The organism is Paraburkholderia acidisoli (assembly GCF_009789675.1).
Lineage (GTDB): Bacteria > Pseudomonadota > Gammaproteobacteria > Burkholderiales > Burkholderiaceae > Paraburkholderia > Paraburkholderia acidisoli.
Window position 1 is genome coordinate 384,687 of sequence record NZ_CP046915.1, and the last position, 23,115, is coordinate 407,801.

The 23,115-nt window shown below is 67.3% G+C and carries 15 protein-coding genes; 10 read left to right on the forward strand and 5 right to left on the reverse strand.

Annotation, left to right across the window (positions count from 1 at the left end; genetic code table 11):
• Positions 1-17: 17 nt before the first annotated feature.
• A complete protein-coding gene (locus tag FAZ98_RS23920; protein WP_158954710.1) occupies positions 18-1,274 on the forward strand; it encodes a DUF2252 family protein in 1,257 nt (418 codons plus the stop codon).
• 67 nt (positions 1,275-1,341) lie between these two features.
• Positions 1,342-2,493, forward strand: a complete 1,152-nt coding sequence (locus FAZ98_RS23925) for a hybrid sensor histidine kinase/response regulator (RefSeq protein WP_158954712.1) — start codon at positions 1,342-1,344, stop codon at positions 2,491-2,493.
• On the opposite strand, the gene FAZ98_RS23930 is transcribed toward FAZ98_RS23925, so the two are convergent.
• From FAZ98_RS23930 to FAZ98_RS23940, 3 genes are all read right to left on the reverse strand, one after another.
• The gene (locus FAZ98_RS23930; RefSeq protein ID WP_158954713.1) at positions 2,490-5,162 is read right to left on the reverse strand and encodes an ATP-binding response regulator; all 2,673 of its coding nucleotides are present in this window, start codon (positions 5,160-5,162) and stop codon (positions 2,490-2,492) included. The genes FAZ98_RS23925 and FAZ98_RS23930 overlap by 4 nt on opposite strands.
• 357 nt (positions 5,163-5,519) lie before the next feature.
• Entirely contained in the window at positions 5,520-7,634 is a 2,115-nt protein-coding gene (locus tag FAZ98_RS23935; RefSeq protein WP_158954715.1) for a phosphocholine-specific phospholipase C, read from the reverse strand.
• A 109-nt stretch (positions 7,635-7,743) separates the two neighbouring features.
• Complete coding sequence (locus FAZ98_RS23940; protein WP_158954717.1) at positions 7,744-8,274, reverse strand: hypothetical protein; 531 nt, start codon at positions 8,272-8,274, stop codon at positions 7,744-7,746.
• A 400-nt stretch (positions 8,275-8,674) separates the two neighbouring features.
• Here FAZ98_RS23940 and zapE point away from each other — a divergent pair, with 400 nt between their 5' ends.
• The 6 genes from zapE to FAZ98_RS23970 all read left to right on the forward strand — a co-directional run bounded on the left by zapE (position 8,675) and on the right by FAZ98_RS23970 (position 17,528).
• The gene (gene zapE, locus FAZ98_RS23945) at positions 8,675-9,703 is read left to right on the forward strand and encodes a cell division protein ZapE (protein WP_158956457.1); all 1,029 of its coding nucleotides are present in this window, start codon (positions 8,675-8,677) and stop codon (positions 9,701-9,703) included.
• Positions 9,700-11,184 carry a 3-deoxy-D-arabino-heptulosonate 7-phosphate synthase gene (locus tag FAZ98_RS23950; protein ID WP_407672144.1) on the forward strand — a complete coding sequence of 495 codons (1,485 nt, stop codon included), beginning with the start codon at positions 9,700-9,702 and terminating at the stop codon, positions 11,182-11,184. The genes zapE and FAZ98_RS23950 overlap by 4 nt, the downstream gene beginning before the upstream one ends.
• 150 nt (positions 11,185-11,334) lie before the next feature.
• The gene (locus FAZ98_RS23955; RefSeq protein ID WP_158954720.1) at positions 11,335-11,952 is read left to right on the forward strand and encodes a glutathione S-transferase family protein; all 618 of its coding nucleotides are present in this window, start codon (positions 11,335-11,337) and stop codon (positions 11,950-11,952) included.
• Positions 11,953-11,993: 41 nt separating this feature from the next.
• Complete coding sequence (locus tag FAZ98_RS23960; RefSeq protein WP_158954722.1) at positions 11,994-14,072, forward strand: 2Fe-2S iron-sulfur cluster-binding protein; 2,079 nt, start codon at positions 11,994-11,996, stop codon at positions 14,070-14,072.
• A 46-nt stretch (positions 14,073-14,118) separates the two neighbouring features.
• Entirely contained in the window at positions 14,119-15,027 is a 909-nt protein-coding gene (locus tag FAZ98_RS23965) for a LysR family transcriptional regulator (protein WP_158954724.1), read from the forward strand.
• Between the two features lie 119 nt (positions 15,028-15,146).
• Positions 15,147-17,528, forward strand: coding sequence for a bifunctional diguanylate cyclase/phosphodiesterase (locus FAZ98_RS23970; protein ID WP_158954726.1), 2,382 nt, complete (start codon positions 15,147-15,149; stop codon positions 17,526-17,528).
• Positions 17,529-17,559: 31 nt separating this feature from the next.
• Here the strand turns inward: FAZ98_RS23970 and FAZ98_RS23975 are convergent, their stop codons facing one another.
• Positions 17,560-18,501: a LysR family transcriptional regulator gene (locus FAZ98_RS23975; RefSeq protein WP_158954728.1), complete on the reverse strand. Its 942-nt coding sequence runs from the start codon at positions 18,499-18,501 to the stop codon at positions 17,560-17,562.
• Between the two features lie 181 nt (positions 18,502-18,682).
• Here FAZ98_RS23975 and FAZ98_RS23980 point away from each other — a divergent pair, with 181 nt between their 5' ends.
• Complete coding sequence (locus FAZ98_RS23980) at positions 18,683-20,194, forward strand: CoA-acylating methylmalonate-semialdehyde dehydrogenase (protein WP_158954730.1); 1,512 nt, start codon at positions 18,683-18,685, stop codon at positions 20,192-20,194.
• Positions 20,195-20,203: 9 nt separating this feature from the next.
• Here the strand turns inward: FAZ98_RS23980 and FAZ98_RS23985 are convergent, their stop codons facing one another.
• Positions 20,204-21,496, reverse strand: coding sequence for an FAD-dependent oxidoreductase (locus tag FAZ98_RS23985; RefSeq protein ID WP_158954732.1), 1,293 nt, complete (start codon positions 21,494-21,496; stop codon positions 20,204-20,206).
• A gap of 202 nt (positions 21,497-21,698) precedes the next feature.
• On the opposite strand from FAZ98_RS23985, the gene FAZ98_RS23990 reads away from it, so the two are divergent.
• Positions 21,699-23,105, forward strand: a complete 1,407-nt coding sequence (locus FAZ98_RS23990) for a uracil-xanthine permease family protein (protein ID WP_158954734.1) — start codon at positions 21,699-21,701, stop codon at positions 23,103-23,105.
• The last annotated feature ends 10 nt before the right edge of the window (positions 23,106-23,115 follow it).

Below are 23,115 nucleotides of genomic sequence, written 5' to 3' on the forward strand. Positions count from 1 at the left end.
ACAAAAGAGGAATTCGTATGGCCAACGACAAGCGCAGCCAGAGCGCGAAGCGCAACGAGCACAACAAGCGCAACAAACGTCTTCCGCAACCCGACGAACGCCAGGCAATCCTCACTGAACAGCGGCGCCTCAAGATGGCGCGCTCGCCGCACGCCTACGTGCGCGGCGCCACCGCGCAGTTCTACGAATGGATCGTGGAGACCAACGGCAGTTCGCTGCCGCACGGTCCGGCCGTCTGGATTTGCGGCGACTGCCACACGGGCAATCTCGGACCGCTCGCGAATCAGGACGGCAAGGTCGAAATCCACATTCGCGATCTCGACCAGACCGTGATCGGCAATCCCGTGCACGATCTCATCCGTCTCGGTCTCTCGCTCGCCACGGCCGCGCGCGGTTCGGCGCTCGCGGGGCTCACCACCGTGCACATGATGGAAGCACTCGCGGCCGGTTATGAATCGGCGTTCGCCACGCAGCGCAAGAAGCCCGCGCTGCCCGAGCGGCCCGAACCCGTGCATCTCGCGATGAAACAGGCGGTGCGCCGCTCGTGGCGTCATCTCGCCGAGGAACGGATCGACGATCTCAAGCCGACCATTCCGCTCGGCAAGCGCTTCTGGCCGCTCTCGCGCAACGAATGCAAATCCATCGACGCGCTCTTTCGCGACGAAGCCATCGCGAGCCTGCCCACCGGTTTGCGCGGCCGCAAGGATACGGGCGCCGTGGAAATTCTCGACGCCGCCTACTGGGTCAAGGGTTGCAGTTCGTTAGGACGCCTGCGTTACGCGGTGCTGCTCGACGTGGACGGCGGCGTGATCGAGGGCGACGACCTGTGCCTCATGGACATCAAGGAAGGCGTGAAAGCGGCCGCGCCCCGCTACGGCGACGCCGCCATGCCGCGCGACAACGCCGAGCGCGTGGTGGAAGGCGCGCGTCATCTCTCGCCGTTTCTCGGCGAACGCATGCGCGCCGCGCGCATGCTCGACCGCGCCGTGGTGATCCGCGAATTGCTGCCGCAGGACCTGAAACTCGAGATCGACGAAATCAGCGAGGACGAAGCCCGCGAGGTGGCGTTCTATCTCGCCGCCGTGGTGGGCAAGGCGCACGCGCGCCAGATGGACCCGCCCACGCGCCGCGCCTGGCTCGCCGAGTTGCGGCGCAACCGCTCGAAAACCATCGACGCGCCGCTGTGGCTCTGGAACAGCGTCGTGCAACTCGTGAGCAGCCATGAAGCGGGCTATCTCGAACACTGCCGCCGTTATGCAACCGGCGTAAATTGACCGTCAATCGGGCACCGCGCGGCCGCACTCCGGGTAAGATGTCCTCAATACCCACGGGCGATACATCATGACTGCATCACCGCCGCCGCTTGCCATTCTGTTCGTCGACGACGACGAGATGTCGCGCGTGCTGTTCGAGCGCGCCATTCAAGGCCTCTTTCACGGGCTGTACCCCGTGCATTTCGCGCGCAGCGCCGAAGAAGCCTTCGAAACGCTCGAACGGCACGGTCACGAAATCGCCGTGCTCGTCACCGACTTCCGACTGCCGGGCCGCAACGGCGACCATCTGCTGCGCGAAGCGGCGCAGCGCTACCCGCATATCGTGCGCATTCTCGTGACCGCCTACGCGGACAAGGAAATGCTGATCGAAACGGTGAATTCGGGCGAGGTGTTCCGCATTCTCGAAAAGCCGCTGCGCGCGAACGTGCTGCGCGAACTGCTGCAACTCGCGTTCGACCGCTATACGGAAACGCGCGCGCACCGGCAGCAACTGCTGGCAATGGACGAAACGCTCGCGTTTCTCGTGCACGAGTTGAGCACGCCGCTCGCCACCATCGCGCTGTTCGCGCGCACGCTCGAAGGCGAGCACAAGGAGCGGACCGGGGAACCGGCGCCCGCGCGGGAAGGCGGCGCGGCAAGCCCGGCCGCCGCCATGCTCAACAATGCGCAATACTGCCTCACGCTGGTCTCGTCGTTCTGGGAAACGGTGCATAAGAGCAGCGGCGCGCAGGGTTCGCCGAAGGAATCGAATCGCGAGATGAGCGCCTCGCGGCTCGTCGCCAATCTGCTCGACACGTACCCGTTCGCGGGCGCGCAGCGCGAGTGGATCAGCGTGCACGTACGCAACGATTTCGTGGTGCGCGCCATGCCCAATTGCGTGGCGCTGGTGCTCTCGTCGCTCATCTCCAATGCGTTGCGCGAACTCGCGGCGATCGAATCGCCCGCGCTGGAAATCGACGTGATCGCGCAGGACGAGCCGCAAATCCGCATTCGCGACAACGGTCCCGGCATCGCGCCCGAGATCATGGCGCGATTGATGCAAGACCCCGTGACCACGCATGCGGAGTCCGGCGGTCACGGCATGGGCATGATCTTCTGCAATCGCATCATGCGCTCGGCGGGCGGCAGCCTGCGTATCGACTCGGCGCTGCACCAGGGCACCACGGTGACGATGGCGTTCGGCAAGCCCAAAGACGCCGGCGCGGAGGCCGCCAGCTAGTCTTCCGGAGTCGACGCGGAGGCGGCCACGAAATAGCGGTGCAACGCGTCGGCGGAGCGTTTGCCGAGCGCGAGCACCTGCGCGAGCCAACTGGCGTCTTGCGGCCACTGCCCCTCCAGCACGCGCGGATAAATCAGCCTCACGTGGTCGTGCAGCGCCTTCGCCCCAATATTGCCGCTGATGCCGAGCAGGATATGCAGCGTGTAGTGCGCGCTCTTGATGTCGTCGGCCTGCACGCTCGTCGTGAGTTGTTCGAGCAGCGAGCGAATCTGCACGATGCCCTTGAGAAACGTGGGATCGAGCATGTCGAGCGACGCCAGTTCCTCCAGATGCGCCTCGTCGAGCAACGCGCTGTCGTCGGCCTCCTGCAAGGCGGCCTCGCTCATGGCGATGCCGTCCGGCTCGAACGCTTGCGCAACGTGCAAGACGGCTTCGCGCGGCACGTTCTCGCCGCGCACGGCAGCCGCCGATTGCGAGAACTGCCGCGACAGACACGTGTAGAGCGCGCCCACGCGCACCGGCTTGATGAGCACTTCGTTCATGCCCGCCGCGAGACACGCGCGCAGCGCCTCCACGCCCGACTGGCCCGTCAACGCAATCACGGGCACCTTCTCGAACACGCCGCCGCGCGCGCGAATGCGCGCCGCCGTGGCGAGGCCGTCGAGGCCCGGCATGTTCAGATCGAGCACGATGGCGTCCACGCTGCGTTGCGCACCGAGCGTGTCGAGCCAGTCGAGCACGGCCTGGCCGTGCTCCGCTTCGATCACGCTCGCGCCGCAGCGCTCGAGATAATTCTTCGCCATCATGCGGCTATAGGTTTCGTCGTCGGCGAGCAGGATCGTCTTGCCCGCGAAACCGTCGAAGCGCTGATTGCGGTTGCGGCGGTCGCCGTTTTCCATCAGCGCCTGCAACGCGCCCATCAGCTCCACGGCGCTGCTCGACTTGCTGATCGACTCGTCCATGCCCGCCGCCAGCGCGAGCCGGTGCGCGACGCTATGCGGCTCCACGGTATGGCCGATCACGAGCACGTTGCGGTTGCGATTGCTTTCGTCGGCGCGCAACAGTTCGGTGGTCGCGTAGCCGTCCATGCCGGGCATGTTCAGGTCCATCAGCACGGCGTCCCACGGCGCGGCTTCGCGCAGCATGGCGAGCGCGACTTCGCCGCTGCTCGCCTCGCCCACGTGCGCATGCACGGCGGACAGCGCGAGATGCACGCGCGCGAGCTGGCTCACGTCGTCGTCCACGACCAGGATGCGCTTGCCCTCGAAGAACTGCGCCGCGCGCGCGACCAGATGGCGGCGATGATCGGCGATCTCCAGTTCGGATACCGGCGGGAATGCGAGCGTGAATTCGGTGTACTTGCCCGGCTCCGCGTGACAGGCAATCGTGCAGCCGAACGCGAGCATCGCGCGTTGCCAGTAGGCGAGACCGAGGCCCGAGCCGGCCGCGTAGCCGGGCGCGCGCGCCGCGTTCGAAGCACTGGATGCACCCGGCGCTTCGATGCGATGCGGCTGCAGGTCGGGCACGACGCCGGGCGCGGTGTCGAGCACCGTCACCTTGTGACGCTCCACGGTGATCGTGAGCGTGGAGGCCGGCGCGCTCGCCATCTGCTGCAAGGCGCTGCGCACGAGGTTGAACATCGTGAACAGATAGACCGTTTCGTCCACCTTGAACGTGAAGTCCTCCAGCACGACGAGGCGCACGCGGCTGCGCTCCTTGCGGTCGCTGAAACCGTATTCGTCGAGCGCCTTGCGCGTGGTGGCCGCGGCGCTGAGATAGGCGAGATTGTCGGCGCGAATGGGTTTGGCGCTCACTTCGTCGAGCGTCATGGCGATGATGCGCAAGCCGCGATCGATCGCGAGCTGACCATGCGCGACGTGCTGCGCGAGCGACGCGACGTTCTCGGCCTGGGACACGTGTGACGCTTGCGGCGAGGATTCCGCGCGCGCCACGCGGGCGGCGTGGCCGGGGTTGGCGGCGTCGAGACCGTCGAGCGCGTCCTCGATACGGTCGAGCACGTAACGGAGCTGGCTGAGCGGATTGCGCATCTCGTGCGCGATGGTGCCCGCGAGCGCGCGCAGCGCTTCGCTCTTCGCCTGGGCCGTCATGCCCTTCAGGTTGCTATAGCTGAACGTCACGCCCGCCACGATGCCGAACGTGAACACGGGCAAATACGTATAAAGGAGCAGATGCGGATCGGCATGCAAGGATTGCGGAATCAACCAGTTCGCGCACAGCACGGCCAGCCCGACACCAATCACGAGGTTCACCGTGAGCGCGATAATCGACGGGAATATCGCGATCAGAAAGAACACCATGCCCACTTCCGCCATCGACCAGATCATCGAATAGTGGCTGGACACGAGATACCACGTGAAGAAAAACGGCAGCGTATAGGTGACAGTCGCGAAGTAATACCAGGGCAGAAAGCGCGCGGCCCACGCGGGCCAGAAGCGGCGCAGCAGCAACAACAGGCACGACAGCGAACCGGCGAGTCGCATCCAGCCGTTTTCGTTCGGTTGCGGGTCGACGAAGGTCCACCACAGCCAGTACAGCGGATGCCCGATCGTCCCGACCAGCCCGACCGCGAATACGCTGTAACCGGATACGCGATACGCATCGCGCACCCGCCGCGCCAGATGACGAATGCCTCCTTCAATGGCTTCCATATTGCCTTTCGCTGCCCTTTTTTATTACCGGCCTTACCCGCTATGGCAATGCATTACCGCTCGATTGCGATGTAAAACGCATAGCCCATTTTTACCGATGCGCTTATCGATACTTTTAACGATACTTTTATCGATACTTTTTCGACGCTTTCGCCCTGTTTATATCGGCGAATTCGCCTGCCCGAGCCTCGTGCGCGAGGCACCGAAACGGGAGGATGGTAGCGCGGATTCGCGCCGCGCGTGACGCTCCACGAGTAAATTTCGGAGTCGGAAGCATGGCGTCAATGGCGCGCCCATAAAAAAACCACGGCGGCGCGCGAGGCACCGCCGTGGTCTTGACTGCGCACCGCGCGGAACTTAGCCGCCGAGCGCCGGGTCGCTGAAGCTCGCGCGGCCCGTTTCCACGTGACCCGCAAGACGGCGCACGAAGGTCGGGTCGCTGTCGACGGTGACCGTCAGGTCGTACCAGCCGTAGGCGTTGCGCAGGTCGAGGTAGAGCGACTCCGTGTCGCCGCCGCGCACGCTATGCGTGATTTTCGTCGACGGATCGTAGGCGTTCACGATGGTGAACTGGCAACGCGCGCCGCCCGGATTTTCGAGCCGCAATTGCAGGTTGCCGTTCGCCACGTCGTAGCCTTCGACCACTTCGGGGCGCGCCGTGGCCTTGCCGCCGAACCAGCTGCCCTGTTGCACCTGCGTACCCGCGAAGCGGCGCAGGAAGCCGTTCGGACCGTGCACGCTGAAATCGTATGCGCCCGTGGCGGGAATCGTCAGCGTGTCCTGCAGATGCTTGCCTGCCTCCACCGTGTAGGTGCGCGGCGCATCGGTGCTGTCTGCCGTGTAGACGAGGAACACGGCGCCCGCGCGGCCCGAATTCACGAAGCGCATGCCGCCCGCATGGTGACCGCTCGCGTCGAAGCGCACGAACAGCTCGTACGGCAGCGCACGCGCGTGACGCACGCCGCTCTCCTGCTTCGGCACGCTGCCCACAGCGGGCGGCAGCGGCACGTAGTCGGGGTGACGCACGCTGTCGGGCGGCGCGTAGCCCGCCGTCGAGGGCAGCGTGGGCAGCGCGGCATTGGGCGTGGAGAAGTCGAACGCCGTGGTGAGGTCGCCGCACACCGCGCGACGCCAAGGCGTGATGTTCGGCTCCCGCAAATCGTGGCCCGCGCCGAAGCGTTTTTCGATGAAGCGGATCACCGAGGTGTGATCGAAGGTCTGCGAGCATACCCAGCCGCCACGCGACCACGGCGAGACCACGAGCATCGGCACGCGCGGCCCGAGGCCGTAAGGCCCCGCCGCATACGTGCTGCTGCCCGGGAAGATTTCGTTGGCGGTGGAGACCGTGGAGAGACCGTTCGCGCTCGAAGCCGGCGGGAACGGCGGCGCGATGTGATCGAAGAAGCCGTCGTTCTCGTCGTAGTTCACGAGCAGCACGGTCTTGCTCCACAGGTCCGGGTTCGACGTGAGGATCTGCAGGACCTGATCGACATACCACGCGCCATAGTTCGCGGGCCAGTTTGGATGCTCCGAATACGCTTCCGGCGCGACGATCCACGAGACCTGCGGCAGCGTGTTGTTCGCCACGTCCTGCTTCAGCACGTCGAAGTAGCCGCCGCCCGCGAGCACGTTCGTACCCGTGCGCGCGTTGTCGTAGAGCGGGTTGCCCGGCTGCGCGTTCTGATACTGATGGAAGTAGAGCAGCGAGTTGTCGCCGTAATTGCCGATATACGGGTTGTCGCCGGTCCAGCCCCACGAGCCCTTCGCGTCGAGGCCCTCGCCCACGTCCTGATAGATCTTCCAGGAGATGCCCGCGTTTTGCAGGACTTCCGGATAGGTGGACCAGCCGTAGCCGGCCTCGGCGTTGTCGACCACGGGGCCGCCGCCGCTGCCGTCGTTGCCCACCCAGCCCGTCCACATGTAGTAGCGGTTCGGGTCCGTCGAGGTCAGCGTCGAGCAGTGGTAGGCGTCGCAGATCGTGAAGGCGTCGGCGAGCTGGTAGTGGAACGGGATGTCGTCGCGCGTGAGGTACGCCATCGTCGTCGTGCCTTTCGAGGGCACCCACTGGTCGTAGCGGCCGCCGTTCCACGCGGCGTGCGTGGTGGGCCAGTCGTGCGGCAGATCCTGGATGAACTGCAGGCCGAGATTGGCCGCCGTGGGATGGAACGGCAGCACTTCGCCGAGCCCGGCCGCGAGCGGCTGGTTCCACACCGGCTTGCCGTTGGGCAGATTGATCGTGCGCGTGTCGCCAAAACCGCGCACGCCGCGCAGCGTGCCGAAATAATGATCGAACGAGCGGTTTTCCTGCATGAGGATGACGATGTGCTCGACGTCGCGAATGCTGCCCGTGCGATTGTTCGCCGGAATCGCGAGCGCGTTGCGGATGCCTTGCGGCAGCATCGTCAGGGCGGTGGCCGAACCGGCGCTCATCGCGGCGGCGCGGAGAAAGTCACGGCGGCTTCTCGAATTCATATTGTGGTTTCCTTCTTCGGTTGAGAAATGCGCGCGCGGTGCGCCCTCGCCGCCCGTCGTGCTGACGACGTTCGGACGGCGAGCGGCAAAGGCCGCGCGGCCGGTTACGTCATTCGGCGGTGTGAATCTCGGGTGGTGCGAGCGGCGCGTTCTGCGCCGTTTGTGCGTCTTGCGCGGTCTGAGCGGCGTCGGCGTTCAAGGCGTTGGCGTTGCCGGGCGCGTTGGCCCCGGCGTTCGCGGGTGCGTTGCCTTGGGTATCGATGGCGAACGGCTTCGCGGGCGAGCGCACGGTGTTCGCGGGCAAGGTCACGCCGGAGTCGGCGCTTTGGCTGCTATCGGCGAAACTGGCAGACGTGGCGCCCGGCGATGGCGCGCCGAACGCGGCGTGCGCGCTGCCTGGCGCGGTGGTTTGGGTATCGGCGAGTTCGCGCGCGGCATTCGCGGTGAGCGCGACGCGCGCGTCGCCGGGGCGATCGCCGCAGCCCGTGATCGCACAGGTGGCGAGGGCCGTGCAGGCGCACGCGAACAGCATGAGCGCGGCGCGCCAGTGCGCGCGGGCCTGTGGCTCCAAACGTTTGCGCAGCGGTTGGCGCGGCGCGAGGCGCGATAGCTCGTGCGCCGGCGCGGATTCGACCGTCATCGAAGTCTCCGTCCAGATAGGGGCAAGATAGAGGCACAACAACGGCTCGAGGAGGCGGCCCGAGCTGCGCTCGCCACGCCATGCAAAAGCACGGCGGCGGCTGAGCGACGGCCCAGCATAGCGAGGCCGCTTTTAAGTTTTGTGACGGCGAGAACGTTTTCGTGGCCGCCTTCGCGGCACTTCGCAGGATTTCGCAGCCCTTCGCGGCACGGCTTTCATCCACATTACATGTCGATCGCCGCCCGGCGCGCGCGAGGTGCCCTGCTACACTGGCGCGATCGCTTCGGGCGCCCGTGCGCGAGGCCCGGCCTGCCTGCCCTGGCGTACGGGCCGGCTGCGCGTCTCGCGCGCGCGGCGCGGCATCTCGCCCGGCTTGCCTCCGCTCAACCGTCTTTCCCGCATGTTCGACGCTTCCACCATCGACCGCGCGCTGGCCGCGAAACACATCGTCGCCGACGCCAGCCAGCGGCGCGCCATCGCCGCGCTCGACGCGCTGCTCAACGGCACCGGCCCGCAAGGCGTGCAAGGTGTGTATTGCCACGGGCTGCCGGGGCGCGGCAAGAGTCTCGTCGTCGACACCCTGTTCGCGCTCGCGCCGTGCACGAAGCGCCGCCTCCATTTCCACGCGTTCATGCGCGACGTGAACCGCCGCGTGGTGCAGGCGCCGCCCAGCGAAGACCGTCTCGGCGATGTCGCGCGCGCGTGGCTCGACGGCATCGAGCTGCTCTGCTTCGACGAATTCCACGTGCACGATATCGCCGACGCGTTCCTGATCGGCCGCTTCCTCGAAACGGCGCTGGCGCTCGGCACACGCATCGTGCTCACCTCGAACTACCGGCCGCAGGACTTGCTGCCCGACCCCGAGTTTCACGCGCGCTTCGAGCCGACCATCGCGCTGATCGAGCAGCACTTCGCCGTGATCGCCTTCGACGGCGCGCGCGACTACCGGCAGCACGGCGAACGCGCCGCCGAGCCACGTTTTTTCGCGCCGCTCGACGGCACGCGCGAGGCGCTCTGGGCGATCTATCGCGCGCACGAAACCCAGGCCGCCGTGCATCCGGCCACGGTGGAAGTGGCGGGACGCCTGCTGCCCGTGACGGCGGCGGGCAAGCACCTGCTCTGGGCCGATTTCGAGGCGTTGTGCGGCGCGCAGCGCTCGCATCTGGACTTTCTCGCGATCGCCGAGCGCTGGCAGGGCGTGATCGTCGACAGCCTCGACACGGCGCAGCTCGCGCGCCGCGACGTGCTGCAGCGTTTCGTGTGGCTCGTCGACATTCTTTACGAGCACCGGCGCGCGCTTTACATTGCCGCCGACAAACCAGTGCGCGCGGCGCTCGAAGGCCTGGAGGGCGCGCACGACGTCTCGCGCACCACCAGCCGTCTCGCGGAAATGCAGTCGCGCGACTACGCGCTGGCAACGGGGCACTGAACGCGATGCCGGCCGCGCCGTTGCTCGCCGCGATTTTGCGCAGCACCGCGCGGCGTTATCGGCTGCCGCCGCTCGACACGCCAACAGACGAGCAAGACGCGCACGACACGCGGCCCACCCGCAGCGCACCGCCCGCCACCGTACTGGCGATAGCGATCGAGCACGCGCGCCGCGCGCTCGCACGCAACGAGGCGCCGGGCCCGCATCTCGAACGAACCTGGGTTGCCGCGCTCGCGGCGCTGATTCGCGAAGCCCTGCGCGACGACACCGTGTTTCAGGCGATGCTGCTGCGTCATCGCGACGTGCGGGTGCGCGAATACGCGTCGCTTTCCGCGCATGCCGAGCAGGACCGCCGTTCGATCTACGCGAACGTGAACGCGATCGCGCATCCCGCGCGGCTGGCGCGCATCGCCGATACCGCGCAACGCGAGGCGCTCGCCCAGGTGCAGGCGAGCGCGTCAGCGATGGCGTGGCCCGCCTTGCACGCCGCCGCGCGCGCCCTGTTCGCGCTGCCCGACCTCGCGCACGAGAGCGAGTTGCAACGCGGCCTCGCGCGCCTCGTCGACAATCCCGCGCTGCCCCGCCTGCAACGCCTGAACACGCTCGCCACCCACGCGGCCGTGCAGCAGTACGAAGCACTCTGGGACCGCCAGGGACCGCGCCCCGGCAGCGCCGACGCCATGGCGCAAGGCTCCGCTTCGCAGCAGCGCGGCGCGGCCGTGGAGGCGCTGGCCGCGCAGGCGCTGAGCGCATTGGCGGCGCGGCTCGACGCGGCGGAAGGCGAGCGCGGGCGCTACCGCGTGGTCACGTCGATGCGCGTGCCGGCCGCGATTCCCGCCAGCGCCGAGCGCGCGAAAAGCGAATGGGACGCGGTGCTGCTACGGCGCGCCGATACGTCCGATACGTCCGATACGTCCGATACGCATCGTGCCGGCGAGGCCGCCGGCGTGTGGGACGTGTGCCTGCTCGTTGAGGCGAAAGCCTCCATCGACGCCGCGACGACCGATTTCCCGCGACTGCTGCGTGGCCTGCGCCTGCTCGCGCACGCCCGCGCGCACGAGACCTATGCGTTCGACACGCGGCAAGGCGCCGTGCGCCTGAACGGCGCCGCGCTCCACGCACTGTCCACCGGCGAGGCCGCCGTACGCGACACCGTGCTCTATTGCTCCGACGCGGCCGCCGTACGCGACACCGTGCTCTATTGCTCCGACGCGGCCGCCGAAACCGCGCCGCGCCTGCTCGGCGCAGCGAGCCGCATGCAGTTGCTCTCGGCGCCCGCGAGCCTCGCGTTCGCGAGCGCCATCGCCGAGGGCCGCACGCCCGACACCGCGCTGCTCCACGACGTGTGGCGCGACCTGCTCGCTTCGCCGCGCTGGGCCACGGTGCGCGATCAATATCCCATGCTCGACCGCGTGCGCGGCCTGATGGTCCATGCCGACGATCTCGCGGCCGCGGCCGCCGAGACCATGCCGGAAGCCTGAGGGAAGCCTGAGGAAGGCCGATCCGCGCCACTATTCTCGTAACGAGAATAATCAATTCTCGCCGCGGCGGATTCTATGCGGCGCCCGCGCTTCTTACACTGCGTACTCGAGTGACGGGGCCGTCCCGTCGCGTGAACCGAGGACACCATCATGAAGCTCTATCACTTCCCGCTTTCCGGCCATTCGCATCGCGCCCGGCTGTTCCTTTCGCTGCTCGGCATGCAGCACGAACTGGTCGAAGTCGACTTGCGCGCGGCCGAGCACAAGTCGCCCGAATTCCTCGAACTCAACGCGTTCGGCCAGGTGCCCGTGCTCGTGGACGGCGACACCGCCATTGCCGACTCGAACGCGATCCTCGTCTACCTCGCGCGCAAATCCGGCAACGCGAGCTGGCTGCCGCAAGCGCCCGAGCACGAAGCCGTCGTGCAGCGCTGGCTTTCCGTGGCCGCGGGCGAGATCGCGTACGGGCCCGCCGCCGCGCGCCTGATCAACGTGTTCGGCGCGAAGTTCAACGCGGAGGAAGTGATCGCCCGCGCGCACCGCGTGCTGAAACTGATCGACGACACGCTCGCGCAACACGACTTCGTCACGGCCGCGCATCCCACCATCGCCGATGTCGCGCTCTATAGCTATATCGCCCGCGCGCCCGAAGGCAACGTCGATCTCTCGTACTACCCGCAGGTCCAGGCATGGCTGCGCCGCATGGAAGCGCTGCCCGGTTTCGTCGAGTTCGTGAAGACGCCCGTGGGTCTCGCCGCCCACGCCTGATCTCGCCGCTCGCCGCCCGCCCCGCTCGCAAGGACATTATTATGGATGCCGAATCGATTCAAACCGGCTCGCCGTGGCATGCGGGCGAACTCGCGCTGCAAACGCAGGCGGGTGTGGTGGAAAAGATGAGCAGCGTCGGGCGGCGCGTGATACGCGACTATCTGCCCGAGCAGCACCGGGCGTTCTACGCGCAACTGCCCTTTATCGCCGTCGGCGCCGTGGCGCGGGATGGCGACGTGTGGGCCACCTTCGCGTGCGGGCGGCCGGGCTTCATCGCCTCCCCCAGCACGAAACATCTGCATCTGGCGGCGCGATTCGATCCGCACGATCCGGCCGCCAGCGGAATTGCCGAAGGCGCGGCCATCGGTCTGCTCGGCATCGAGTTGCACACGCGCCGCCGCAATCGCATGAACGGCACGATCCGCCATGCAACGCCGGACGGTTTGGATATCGAAGTGGGCCAGAGCTTCGGCAATTGCCCGCAATATATCCAGTTGCGCGATTTCGATTTCGCGCGCGAACCGCAGACGTTTTCCGCCATCGCGCCCGAGGCATCGAACGCGCTGGACGAACGCGCGCGCACGCTGATCGCACACGCCGACACGTTTTTCGTGGCCTCATATGCCGACGAAGCCGCGCGCCGCCAGGTGGACGTCTCGCATCGCGGCGGCAAGACCGGCTTCGTGCGCATCAACGCCGACGGCACACTCACGGTTCCCGAGTTCGCGGGCAATCTGTTCTTCGCCACGCTCGGCAACTTTCTGCTCAATCCGCGTGCGGGTCTCGCGTTCGTCGACTTCCGCACCGGCGACGTGCTGCAAATGACGGGCGACGCGCGCGTCGATCTGGAATCGGCGGAAATTGCCGCATTTCAGGGCGCGGAACGGTTGTGGCACTTCACGCCGCGCCGCGTGATCTGGCGCGCCGAGGCGCTGCCGCTGCGCTGGTCGTTCCAGACCGAAGGCTGGTCGCCGAACGCGCTCATGACGGGAAGCTGGGACGAAGCACAAAGCCGCCTCAAGGCCGCCGCATTGGCGAACGCGTGGCGGCCGTTCCGCATCGCCAGGATCGTCGACGAAAGCACGCAGATCCGCTCGTTCCATCTCGAACCCGCCGACGGCGCCGGTTTCATCGCGCACGCGGCCGGCCAGCACTTGCCGATACGCGTGACGCTGCCCGGCAACGACCAACCCGTGCTGCGCCACTACACGCTCTCGACCGCGCCATCGGACCGTTTCTATCGCATCAGCGTGAAGCGCGAGGGCGCGGTGTCGTCGTATCTGCACACATTGGCGGTGGGCGGCACGATCGAGGCGCGCGCCCCCGCCGGGCAATTCACGCTCGACGCGCTCGCGAAGCGCCCCGCCGTGCTGCTCGCCGCGGGCGTGGGCATCACGCCCATGCTCGCCATGCTGCGCCATATCGTGTACGAAGGCCTGCGCAAGCGCGCGGTGCGGCCCACGTGGTTGTTGCAGTCTGCCCGCACGTTGCGGGAGCGCGCTTTCGCCGACGAAATCGCGCAACTCCAGCAGGCGGCCAACGGCGCGGTTCGCGTGGTGCGGGTCTTGTCCGACACGAGCGCTGCCGCCGAATCTCAGGATTACGAATCAACCGGCCGTATCGACCTAGCCTTGTTGCGCAACACGCTACCCTTCGACGATTACGACTTCTATCTCTGCGGGCCGGCAGGGTTCATGCAATCGATTTACGACGGCCTGCGCGACCTCAACATCGCCGACGAACGCATTCATGCCGAAGCGTTCGGCCCTTCGGGACTCGAGCGCCGCCGCGACCCCGCCACCGCCAGCAGCCCACCGCCACGCGTGGCCGCGAGCGCACCGGTGCCCGTCGTCTTCACGAAAACGGCGAAGGAAGCGCGCTGGCACCCGCAAAGCGGCACGCTGCTCGAACTCGCGGAAGCGCGCGGCCTCACGCCCGAATTCGGCTGCCGCAGCGGGGGTTGCGGAAGTTGCCGCACGCGCATCGTGGCGGGCGCGGTGGCGTACCCCACGCCGCCGGCGTTCGCCGTGCCCGAGAACGAAGCGCTGATCTGCTGCGCCGTGCCCGCACAAGCCGAAGCGGGTGGCGAGGGTGGCGGGCGTTTGATGCTCGACCTGTAAGCGCGCGTGCCACGGCACGCCGAACGCCGATGCTACTATTCGACCCATGGACAGACTTCAGGCAATGACCACCTTCGTGACCGTCGTGGAAACGGAGGGTTTTGCATCGGCGGCGCGCAAGCTCGGCGTCTCGCCTTCGGTCATCACGCGGTTGATCACCGAACTGGAGGAACACCTGGGCGTGCGCCTTCTCACGCGAACCACGCGTGTCGTGCGCGTGACCGATGCGGGCGCAACTTTCTTCGAAGACTGCCGCCGCATTCTCGCCGACCTCGAAACCGCCGAGTCCTCGGCGGCCGGCGCGAACACCACGCCGCGCGGGCAGCTCACCGTCACCGCGCCCGCGCTGTTCGGCAAGCTGTACGTGATGCCCGTGGTGGCCGAATATCTCTCGCGCTATCCGTCCGTGAGCGCGAATTGCTGGTTTCTCGACCGCGTGGTCAATCTCGTGGACGAAGGCGCCGACGTGGCCGTCCGGATCGGCGAGTTGCCCGACTCCACCTTGCAGGCCGTCGCGGTGGGCAAGGTGCGCCGCGTGCTGTGCGCCTCGCCCGGCTACCTGCGCCGGCATGGCACGCCCACGCACCCGAAGGACCTGAACGGCCACGTCACCATTCAGGCCACGGCGCTCACGCATATTCCCGAATGGCGCTTTCGCGTCGACCGCAAGACCACGACCGTGCCCATCCAGCCGCGCCTCGTCACCACGACCAACGATTCGGCCATCGCCGCCGCGATGGAAGGCGTGGGCATCGCGCGCGTGGCGTCGTACCAGATTCCGCAGGAACTCAAGGACGGCACGCTCGAGATCGTGCTCGCCGACTACGAACTCCCGGCCTGGCCCGTGCACGTGATTCATCGCGAAGGACGGCACGTGAACCAGAAAGTGCGCGGCTTTCTCGACCTCGCCATCGAAAGACTGCGAGCGAGCGCCGCGATCTGGACCGTGGACTGAGGACGCGCAAGGTGCGGGCGTGACCTGAAGCGAGCGCTTCCTAACCCGCGCCTCCCCGTCCGGCTTTCGTAAAGCTATACTGGGCGCCATTTCGTCTGACAAGTCGTCGGAGCGCGTCCATGCGGCCCACCGTTTTCCCTTTTGCGATCGCCAAAGGCGACCGGAAACGTTTTCATGATCGCTCGCTCGATCATCAGCGGCCGCTGTCATTCGGCACGATGATGCTGTCCATCGGCGCGTATGTGCTGTTCGCCGTCGCCCGCGCGACGCTCGTGGCCGCGCCGTTTCCGCTGGCCGTGAGCGTCACCGCGCTCGTGAGTCTCGCCTTGCTCGTGATGGCCATTCCGCGCACGCACACCACGGCGCAATTCGGCCTCGTGGGCGTGTGTTACGTCGTCATCATGCAGATGGCGGCCAACGAACTCGTTGCGGGCACACTCAATCCGCTCGCGTGGATGCTGCCCGCCGTGGTGGCGATCATGGTCTGCGCCGCACCGTTGTGGCTCACGCCCGCGCATTTCATCACCGGCTCGATCTGCTATTACGCGGCCACGCTGCCGTTCTTTTTCGGCCTGCATGGCCAGCCCGAGAGTCAGGCGATCTTTCTCGTCTGGGTGGCCATTTCGTTCATGACCGCGTGCGTGTTTCATTTCGGCTTTTATCGCTTTCGCTATCGCCATTTCCAGCTCGAACAGCAACTCACTTCGCGCGCCGACACCGACCCGCTCACCGGCGTGAAGAATCGCCGCGCGTTTCTCGATGCCGCGACCGCGCGTGTCGAAGCGAGCCAGCGCGCGAAGCACGGCCTCATGCTGTTGCTCATCGACGTCGATCTCTTCAAGTCGATCAACGAGCAATTCGGTTACGGCGCGGGCGACAAGGCCTTGCAAAACGTGGCGAACGCGATCGTCGAAACGGCGCCCGTGCCTGCGCTCAGCGCGCGCATGGGCGGCGAGGAATTCGTCGTGCTCGTCGACGAGAACGCCTTGACGTCCCCCGCCGAATTCGCCGAAGCCATGCGCGCCGCGATCGCGCGCGTGCCGCGTCCTGACGGCTACGTGAGCGCCAGCATCGGCGCCGCGCGGCTCACGCCCGAGGACACCATCGCCTCGCTGCTCGAGCGCGCCGACGAAGCGCTGTTCCGCGCGCGCCAGGCCGGCCGCAACCAGGTGGCGTTCGAGCGCGGCCGCACGCTCGTGCCCGTCCGCAACACGGCATCCTCCGGCGCTGCGAGCACGCTGGCCTCGTTCGCGCCGCTCGCAGCGCCGCCGCACGATGCGTCACGAGAAGCCGCTACGCCCACGCGCTGGCGCAACGCCACGCTGGTCTCGCATTTCCAGCCGCTATGGAGCTTGCCGCGCGAAACGCTCGTGGGCGTGGAAGCGTTGCTGCGCGGCGAGGACGATGCCGGCAACCTGGTCGCGCCCGCCACGCTGTTCGCCGGACTCACGCTGGCCGAACTCGGCGAACTCGACGTGCTCTCGCACGCCTGCCATCTGCGCAACGCGAGCGGGCGACTGCCCGCGGGCGCACGGCTTTTCCTCAACATCCTGCCGTCCACCTTCGTGCGCGCGGGCTATGAGAACGAACTCGCGCGCATGGCGGACGAAGCCGGGCTCGACCCGCGCAACATCGTGCTGGAATTGCTCGAATCCGACGATGCGAGCCCGGACGCGCTTTCGCTCGCGGCCAACCGTTATCGCGATTGCGGCTTCCTGATCGCCGTCGACGACTTCGGCGCGCGCTATTCGAATCTCGACCGGCTGCTGCGCATTCAGCCCGACCTCGTGAAACTCGACGGCGAACTCATTCGCGCGCGCAACCGGCGCTCGGGCCGGCCGCTGCTGCGCGACCTCGTGATGCTGCTGCATCAGGCCGACATCGCCGTGGTCGTGGAAGGCGTGGAAACCACCGAGGAACTGGTGCTCACCGTCGAGTCGAAAGTGGACATCGTGCAAGGCTTTCTGCTCGGCCGGCCCACGGCTTCGCTCAGCCCGCCCGCGCTCGCGCCGGCGCGTATCGACCATGCGTTCGACGTGGTGGCCGAATCGCGCAGCGTGCGCATGTGCCGCTTCGACATGATGATGCAGCCGCTGCTGGACACGCTCGCGCAGGCGGCCGCGCATGTGCGGGCCGGCATGCCCTTCGCCGGCGCGCTCGAGGAGTTGCGCGCGGGCGCCTTGTGCGTGCGCGTGTTCGCGCTGGGGCCGCTGGGGCGCCCCGCGCTGTACGAGGCCCATGGCGCGGCCAACGCGTGCGTGAACGACGGCCGCTCGGTCAGCACGGGCACGCTCGACGGCCGCTGGGATCATCGCGCGTTCTTCTGGAAGGCCGCGCGCAAACAGGGCCGCGCGATCTACTCCGGCCCGATGCTTTCGCCGCTCACGCATTGCCTGTGCATCATCGCCTCGATCGCCATCGAGATGCACGGCGAACAGATCCTGCTCGCGGCCGAACTCGACTGGGCCTCGCCGGAATTGCCGTGGCCGGAAGCAGCTTGATTTGCGCCTGATCCTCGCTCGAACTGCGCGATCAGTCGAGCGGGAAGCCTTCCTTGAAGGTCGCGCGCAGATATTCGGCAAAGCGCTTCACGGCGCGCGGCACCTGCGCGCCGTACGGCCTCACCACGTGCAGTTGCGAGGCGAACGCGTCCACGGGGCGCCAGTCCGGCAGCAGCACCACCAGCTTGTTCGCGTGCAACGCAGCCTGCGCGCTGAAGTCGGGCAAGAGCGCAATGCCGAGATGTTCGAGCGCGGCGTCGCGCAACGCCTCGCTGTTGTTCGCCGAGAACGGGCCGTTGACCGTCACGCTCACGCGGGTTCTATCGGCTTTGCGCCCGGGTTTCTCGAACGACCACTGCGCCGCCCCGAGACTGCGCGGATAAAACAGGCAGTCGTGCTGCGCGAGGTCGTCGGGGCTTTGCGGCGTGCCGCGCTGTTTCAGGTACGTGCGCGTCGCGACGATCACCGAACGCGTCTCGCACAACTTCCAGGCCACGTGCGTTTCGGGCACCTGCGCGCTATGGCGGATCGCCAGATCGAAGCCTTCGCTCGCGATGGACGTGAGGCGGTCGGAGAGTTCGAGCTGCACGCGCACTTCGGGATTCGCCCGCGAGAATGCCGCAAGACGCGGCACCAGTTGCTGCCGCGCGAACGCCACCGGCGCGGTCACGCGCACCGTGCCGCGCGCGACGTCGGCCATTTCGCGCACGCTCGCAAAACTCTCGGCAATGCGGTCGAATTCCGCCCGGGTTTCCTCCACGAGACGCTGTCCCGCCTCCGTGAAGCGCACACTGCGCGTGGTGCGCTGCACCAGCGCGACACCCGCCACGCGCTCCAGTTCCGCGATGCGCTGGCTCATGGCGGCCTTGCTCACGCCGAGCCGCGCGGCGGCCGCCGTATAACTGCCCTGGGCGGCAAGCACGTTGAGCCAGTGCAGATGCGTCCAGAGTGCTTCGATTCGCTGCGTATCCACGGGTGATAGTCCTCGCTGAAATCGCGCTCGATACTAGCATCTTTCACCGCTAGAACCGGCGATTGTTCACATCGGCAAACAATCAATTCAGCGCCCATGGCTTTGCCAGCGCTCGCGCGCTTCGTACACTGCGAGTCACGACATTGCGCTCACGCGATTTTGCACACGAGGAGAAGAGGACATGCAGGCTTATACCGATTCGGCGGACGTGGTTCATTACATCGGCGGCAAGATCGCGCGCGGCGCGGGCGACCGCACGCAGGCCGTGTTCAACCCGGCCACGGGCGCCGTGGCGCGCCGGCTCGTGCTGGGCGAAGCGGCCGACGTGAATAGCGCCGTCGCCGCCGCGAAGGCCGCGTTCCCCGCATGGCGCGACACGCCGCCCATTCGCCGCGCGCGCGTCATGCTGCGCTTCCTCGAACTGATGAACCGCCACAAGGACGAACTCGCCGCCATCATCACGGCCGAGCACGGCAAGGTGTTCGCCGACGCGCAGGGCGAGGTCGCGCGCGGCATCGACGTGATCGAATTCGCCTGCGGCATTCCGCAGTTGCTCAAGGGCGATTACACCGAACAGGTTTCCACGGGCATGGACAACTGGACCGTGCGCCAGCCGCTGGGCGTGGTGGCGGGCATCACGCCGTTCAATTTCCCGTGCATGGTGCCGTGCTGGATGTTCCCGGTCGCGCTCGCGGCGGGTTGCACGTTCGTGCTCAAGCCGAGCGAGCGCGATCCGTCGGCCTCGCTGTTCATGGCGAAGCTGCTCACGGAAGCGGGCCTGCCCGACGGCGTGTTCAACGTCGTGCAGGGCGACAAGATCGTGGTGGACGCGCTGCTCGAACATCGCGACGTGAAGGCCGTGAGCTTCGTGGGCTCCACGCCCATCGCGAACTACATCTACGAAACCGGCGCGAAGCACGGCAAGCGCGTGCAGGCGCTGGGCGGCGCGAAGAACCACATGGTTGTGATGCCCGACGCCGACATCGAGCAAGCCGTGGATGCGCTGATCGGCGCGGGCTACGGTTCGGCGGGCGAGCGCTGCATGGCGATCTCGGTGGCCGTGCTGGTGGGCGACGTCGCCGACAAGATCGTGCCGCGCCTCGCCGAACGCGCCCGCGCGCTGATCGTGAAAAACGGCATGGAAGCCGACGCCGAAATGGGCCCGATCGTCACGCAGCAGGCGCTGGAGCGTATCGAGGGCTATATCGCCACGGGCGTGGCGGAAGGCGCGACGCTGGTGGTCGACGGGCGCGGCCTGAGCGTGCCCGGCCACGAGAACGGCTTCTTCACGGGCGGCACGCTGTTCGATCACGTCACGCCCGCAATGCGCATCTACAAGGAAGAGATCTTCGGACCGGTGCTCGCGTGCGTGCGGGCAAAGGACTTTGCCGAAGCCGTGCAACTCATCAACGATCACGAGTTCGGCAACGGCGTGGCGTGCTTCACGCGCGACGGCAACGTGGCGCGCGAGTTCGGCCGCCAGATCGAAGTGGGCATGGTGGGCATCAACGTGCCGATTCCGGTGCCGATGGCGTGGCACGGCTTCGGCGGCTGGAAGCGCAGCCTGTTCGGCGACATGCACGCGTACGGCGAGGAAGGCGTGCGCTTCTACACGAAGCAGAAGTCCATCATGCAGCGCTGGCCCGAGAGCACCGAGAAGGGCGCCGAGTTCACGATGCCGGTGGCGAAGTGATGCTCGCGCTCACGCGAGCAGGCTCTTGAGCTTGACGGCGGCGTCCGCCAGCACGGCGGGCGCCGCCGTCACCTCGCGCTCCACCAGCATGCGCGCCACGCGCATCTCTTTCGCGAGGGCATTCGCTGGACCGAAACCGCTCGCCGCAACCAGGCGCGGTACGTGGCCGTCATGGCCGGCGCGGCGCTCATCGGCGAAATCAAAGCGGATCTGCGTGTTGCCGTCGAGCGCTCGCACCACGGTCTGCCGCGCCAGCGCGGGCTCGCCCGCCACCTGCAGCTGATGGTCGTACTGGTCCGACCAGAACCACGGCAATTCTCGATATACCTCGCGCGCACCGAGCAGATTGTGCGCGGCCACGCGCGCCTGGGTTTCGGCGTTGTGCCACGTTTCCTGGCGCAGGCGATGCGCACCGAAGCGGCTCGGAAACACGGCCACGTCGCCGGCCGCGTAGATGCCGGGCGCGGACGTCTGCAAGGTTTCGTCGACAAGAATGCCGCGCTCCACCGCCAGCCCCGCCGCGCGCGCGATCTCGTCGGCGGGCTCGATGCCAATGCCGACCACCACCGTGTCGGCCTCGACCGAATCGGCGGACTCGCCACTGCCGTGCAAAACCGCGAGCGCGCCGTTCGCGTGCGCCTCGATCGCCTGCACGGCGGCTCCCAGCACGATGCGCACGCCGTTACGCGCGTGCAGCGCGTGGACCTGCGCGGCGAGTGCCTCGGGCACCGCGCGGCCCAGCAGGCGCGGGCCGCCTTCGATCACCGTCACTTCGCAACCGCGCGAACGCGCCGACGCCGCGACTTCGAGGCCGATGAAACCGCCGCCCACGACCGCGAGGCGCGCGCCCGGCGCGAGGCGTGGCGCGATGGCGGCCGCGTCGTCGAGCGTACGCAGATACAGCACGCGAGCGCTCGCCGCGGCCGAAACGGGCACGGCGAGCCGCCGGACGTGGCCACCCGTGGCGAGCAGCAGCGCTTCGTAGTCCAGGTGGGCGACGTGGGCCAGCATGCCGCCCGTGTCCAGCGTGAGCGTGCGCCGCGCGGGGTCGAGCGCGAGCACGCGGGCATGCAGGCGCTCGATATGGTCGTCGCGCCAGGCCTGCGGCGCGCGCAACGCGCATTGCTGCGCCGCGCGCTCGCCGGTGAGCAGGCCTTTCGAGAGCGGCGGCCGCTCGTACGGCCAGTGCGGCTCGGCGCCCACCAGCACGATGCGTCCTTGCCACCCGGCCTCGCGCAGCGCCTGCGCGGCGCGTCCGCCCACGTGTCCCGCGCCGACGATCGCCATCGCCCGTTGCGTCATGTTGCGCTCCTCATGGCCGAACATGGCTTCACGATAGGCCGCGCGCCCGAGGCGCTCAACGCGAATCGTGATGAAATTTCGTCAGCGCGCGGCAACGGCAGGCGATTTCCGTGACGTGCCGAATCGCTCAGGCGCCTGCCCGCCTGCGCCCATCCGCTAAAATCCCGCCTTTCTTTCGTTTTCGCTCATCCGCCGCTTCCCGATGCAAGCCCCCGATTCCCGCACCACCCAGCCCGCCGCCCTTCAAGATCACGACAGCGATCACAACAGCGAACCGGTCCACGACCTCGTCTACGGTCCCGACGACCGCCCCGCGCCCACGGTCGCCTTCGTGGCCGCGCTTCAGCATTTGCTGGCGATCCTCGTGCCGATCGTCACGCCCGGCCTGCTGATCTGCCAGGCGATCGGCGTGTCGAGCCGCGACACCACGCTGATCGTCTCCATGTCGCTCGTGATTTCCGGCATCGCGACCTTTTTGCAGTGCAAGCGCTTCGGCCCACTCGGCGCCGGTCTGCTGATCGTGCAGGGCACGAGCTTCAACTTCGTGGGGCCGCTCATCGCGGGCGGCAGTCTGATGGTGAAGCAAGGCACGCCGGTCGAAACGGTCATGGCGGCGATTTTCGGGGTGGTGATCGCCGGTTCGTTCGTGGAAATGGGCGTGTCGCGCATCCTGCCGTTCGTGAAACGGCTCATCACGCCGCTCGTGACGGGCATCGTCGTCCTGCTGATCGGGCTCACGCTCATCAAGGTCGGCCTGATCAGCATGGGCGGCGGCTACGGCGCCATCGCCAAGGGCAATTTCGCGAGCGTGCAGAACCTCACGCTGTCTTGCCTCGTGCTTGGCACGATCGTCGTGCTCAACCGCGTGCCCGTGGTGTGGGTGCGCAGCACGGCGCTGGTGATCGCGCTCGCGCTCGGCTATCTCGTCGCGGGCCTGATGGGGCGGCTCGATTTCACCGGCGCGCGCGAAGCCGCGTTGTTTCAGATTCCGACCCCGCTGCACTTTGGCATCGGTTTTTCGTGGGCGCTGTTCGTGCCGATGCTGATCATTTATCTCGTCACCTCGCTCGAAGCCATCGGCGACGTGACCGCGACCAGCAAGATCTCGAAGCAACCCGTGGAAGGTCCGCTGTGGATGCGGCGCATCAAGGGCGGCGTGCTCGTGAACGGCGCGAATTCACTGCTCGCAGGCGTGTTCAACACGTTTCCGAGTTCGGTGTTCGCGCAGAACAACGGCGTTATCCAGCTCACTGGCATTGCGAGCCGTCACGTAGGCCTCTGGATCGCGGCCATGCTCGTGGTGCTCGGTCTCTTTCCGCCCGTGGCGGGCGTACTGCAAGCGGTGCCCGAGCCCGTGCTCGGCGGCGCGGCCATGGTGATGTTCGGCGCGGTGGCGGCATCGGGCATCAATATCCTGGCGGGCACGCGGCTCGACCGCCGGGCGTTGCTCATCATCGCCGTTTCCCTGGCACTGGGTCTGGGTGTTTCGCAGGTGCCTGAAATTCTCGTGAGCCTGCCGCATGCGCTCAAGAACGTGCTCGAATCGGGCGTGGCAACCGGCGGCATTTGCGCGCTGCTGATGAACTGGTTCTTGCCCGAAAAGCGCTAAGAAGCAGGCG

Excerpts from the sequence above, each read along its gene's own strand:
- FAZ98_RS23960 (WP_158954722.1), top strand. The coding sequence starts at position 11,994 with ATGGATGCCGAATCGATTCAAACCGGCTCGCCGTGGCATGCGGGCGAA.
- FAZ98_RS23955 (WP_158954720.1), top strand. The coding sequence starts at position 11,335 with ATGAAGCTCTATCACTTCCCGCTTTCCGGCCATTCGCATCGCGCCCGG.
- FAZ98_RS23980 (WP_158954730.1), top strand. The coding sequence starts at position 18,683 with ATGCAGGCTTATACCGATTCGGCGGACGTGGTTCATTACATCGGCGGC.
- FAZ98_RS23965 (WP_158954724.1), top strand. The coding sequence starts at position 14,119 with ATGGACAGACTTCAGGCAATGACCACCTTCGTGACCGTCGTGGAAACG.
- zapE (WP_158956457.1), top strand. The coding sequence starts at position 8,675 with ATGTTCGACGCTTCCACCATCGACCGCGCGCTGGCCGCGAAACACATC.
- FAZ98_RS23925 (WP_158954712.1), top strand. The coding sequence starts at position 1,342 with ATGACTGCATCACCGCCGCCGCTTGCCATTCTGTTCGTCGACGACGAC.
- FAZ98_RS23930 (WP_158954713.1), bottom strand. The coding sequence starts at position 5,162 with ATGGAAGCCATTGAAGGAGGCATTCGTCATCTGGCGCGGCGGGTGCGC.
- FAZ98_RS23940 (WP_158954717.1), bottom strand. The coding sequence starts at position 8,274 with ATGACGGTCGAATCCGCGCCGGCGCACGAGCTATCGCGCCTCGCGCCG.
- FAZ98_RS23920 (WP_158954710.1), top strand. The coding sequence starts at position 18 with ATGGCCAACGACAAGCGCAGCCAGAGCGCGAAGCGCAACGAGCACAAC.
- FAZ98_RS23985 (WP_158954732.1), bottom strand. The coding sequence starts at position 21,496 with ATGACGCAACGGGCGATGGCGATCGTCGGCGCGGGACACGTGGGCGGA.
- FAZ98_RS23990 (WP_158954734.1), top strand. The coding sequence starts at position 21,699 with ATGCAAGCCCCCGATTCCCGCACCACCCAGCCCGCCGCCCTTCAAGAT.
- FAZ98_RS23970 (WP_158954726.1), top strand. The coding sequence starts at position 15,147 with ATGCGGCCCACCGTTTTCCCTTTTGCGATCGCCAAAGGCGACCGGAAA.
- FAZ98_RS23935 (WP_158954715.1), bottom strand. The coding sequence starts at position 7,634 with ATGAATTCGAGAAGCCGCCGTGACTTTCTCCGCGCCGCCGCGATGAGC.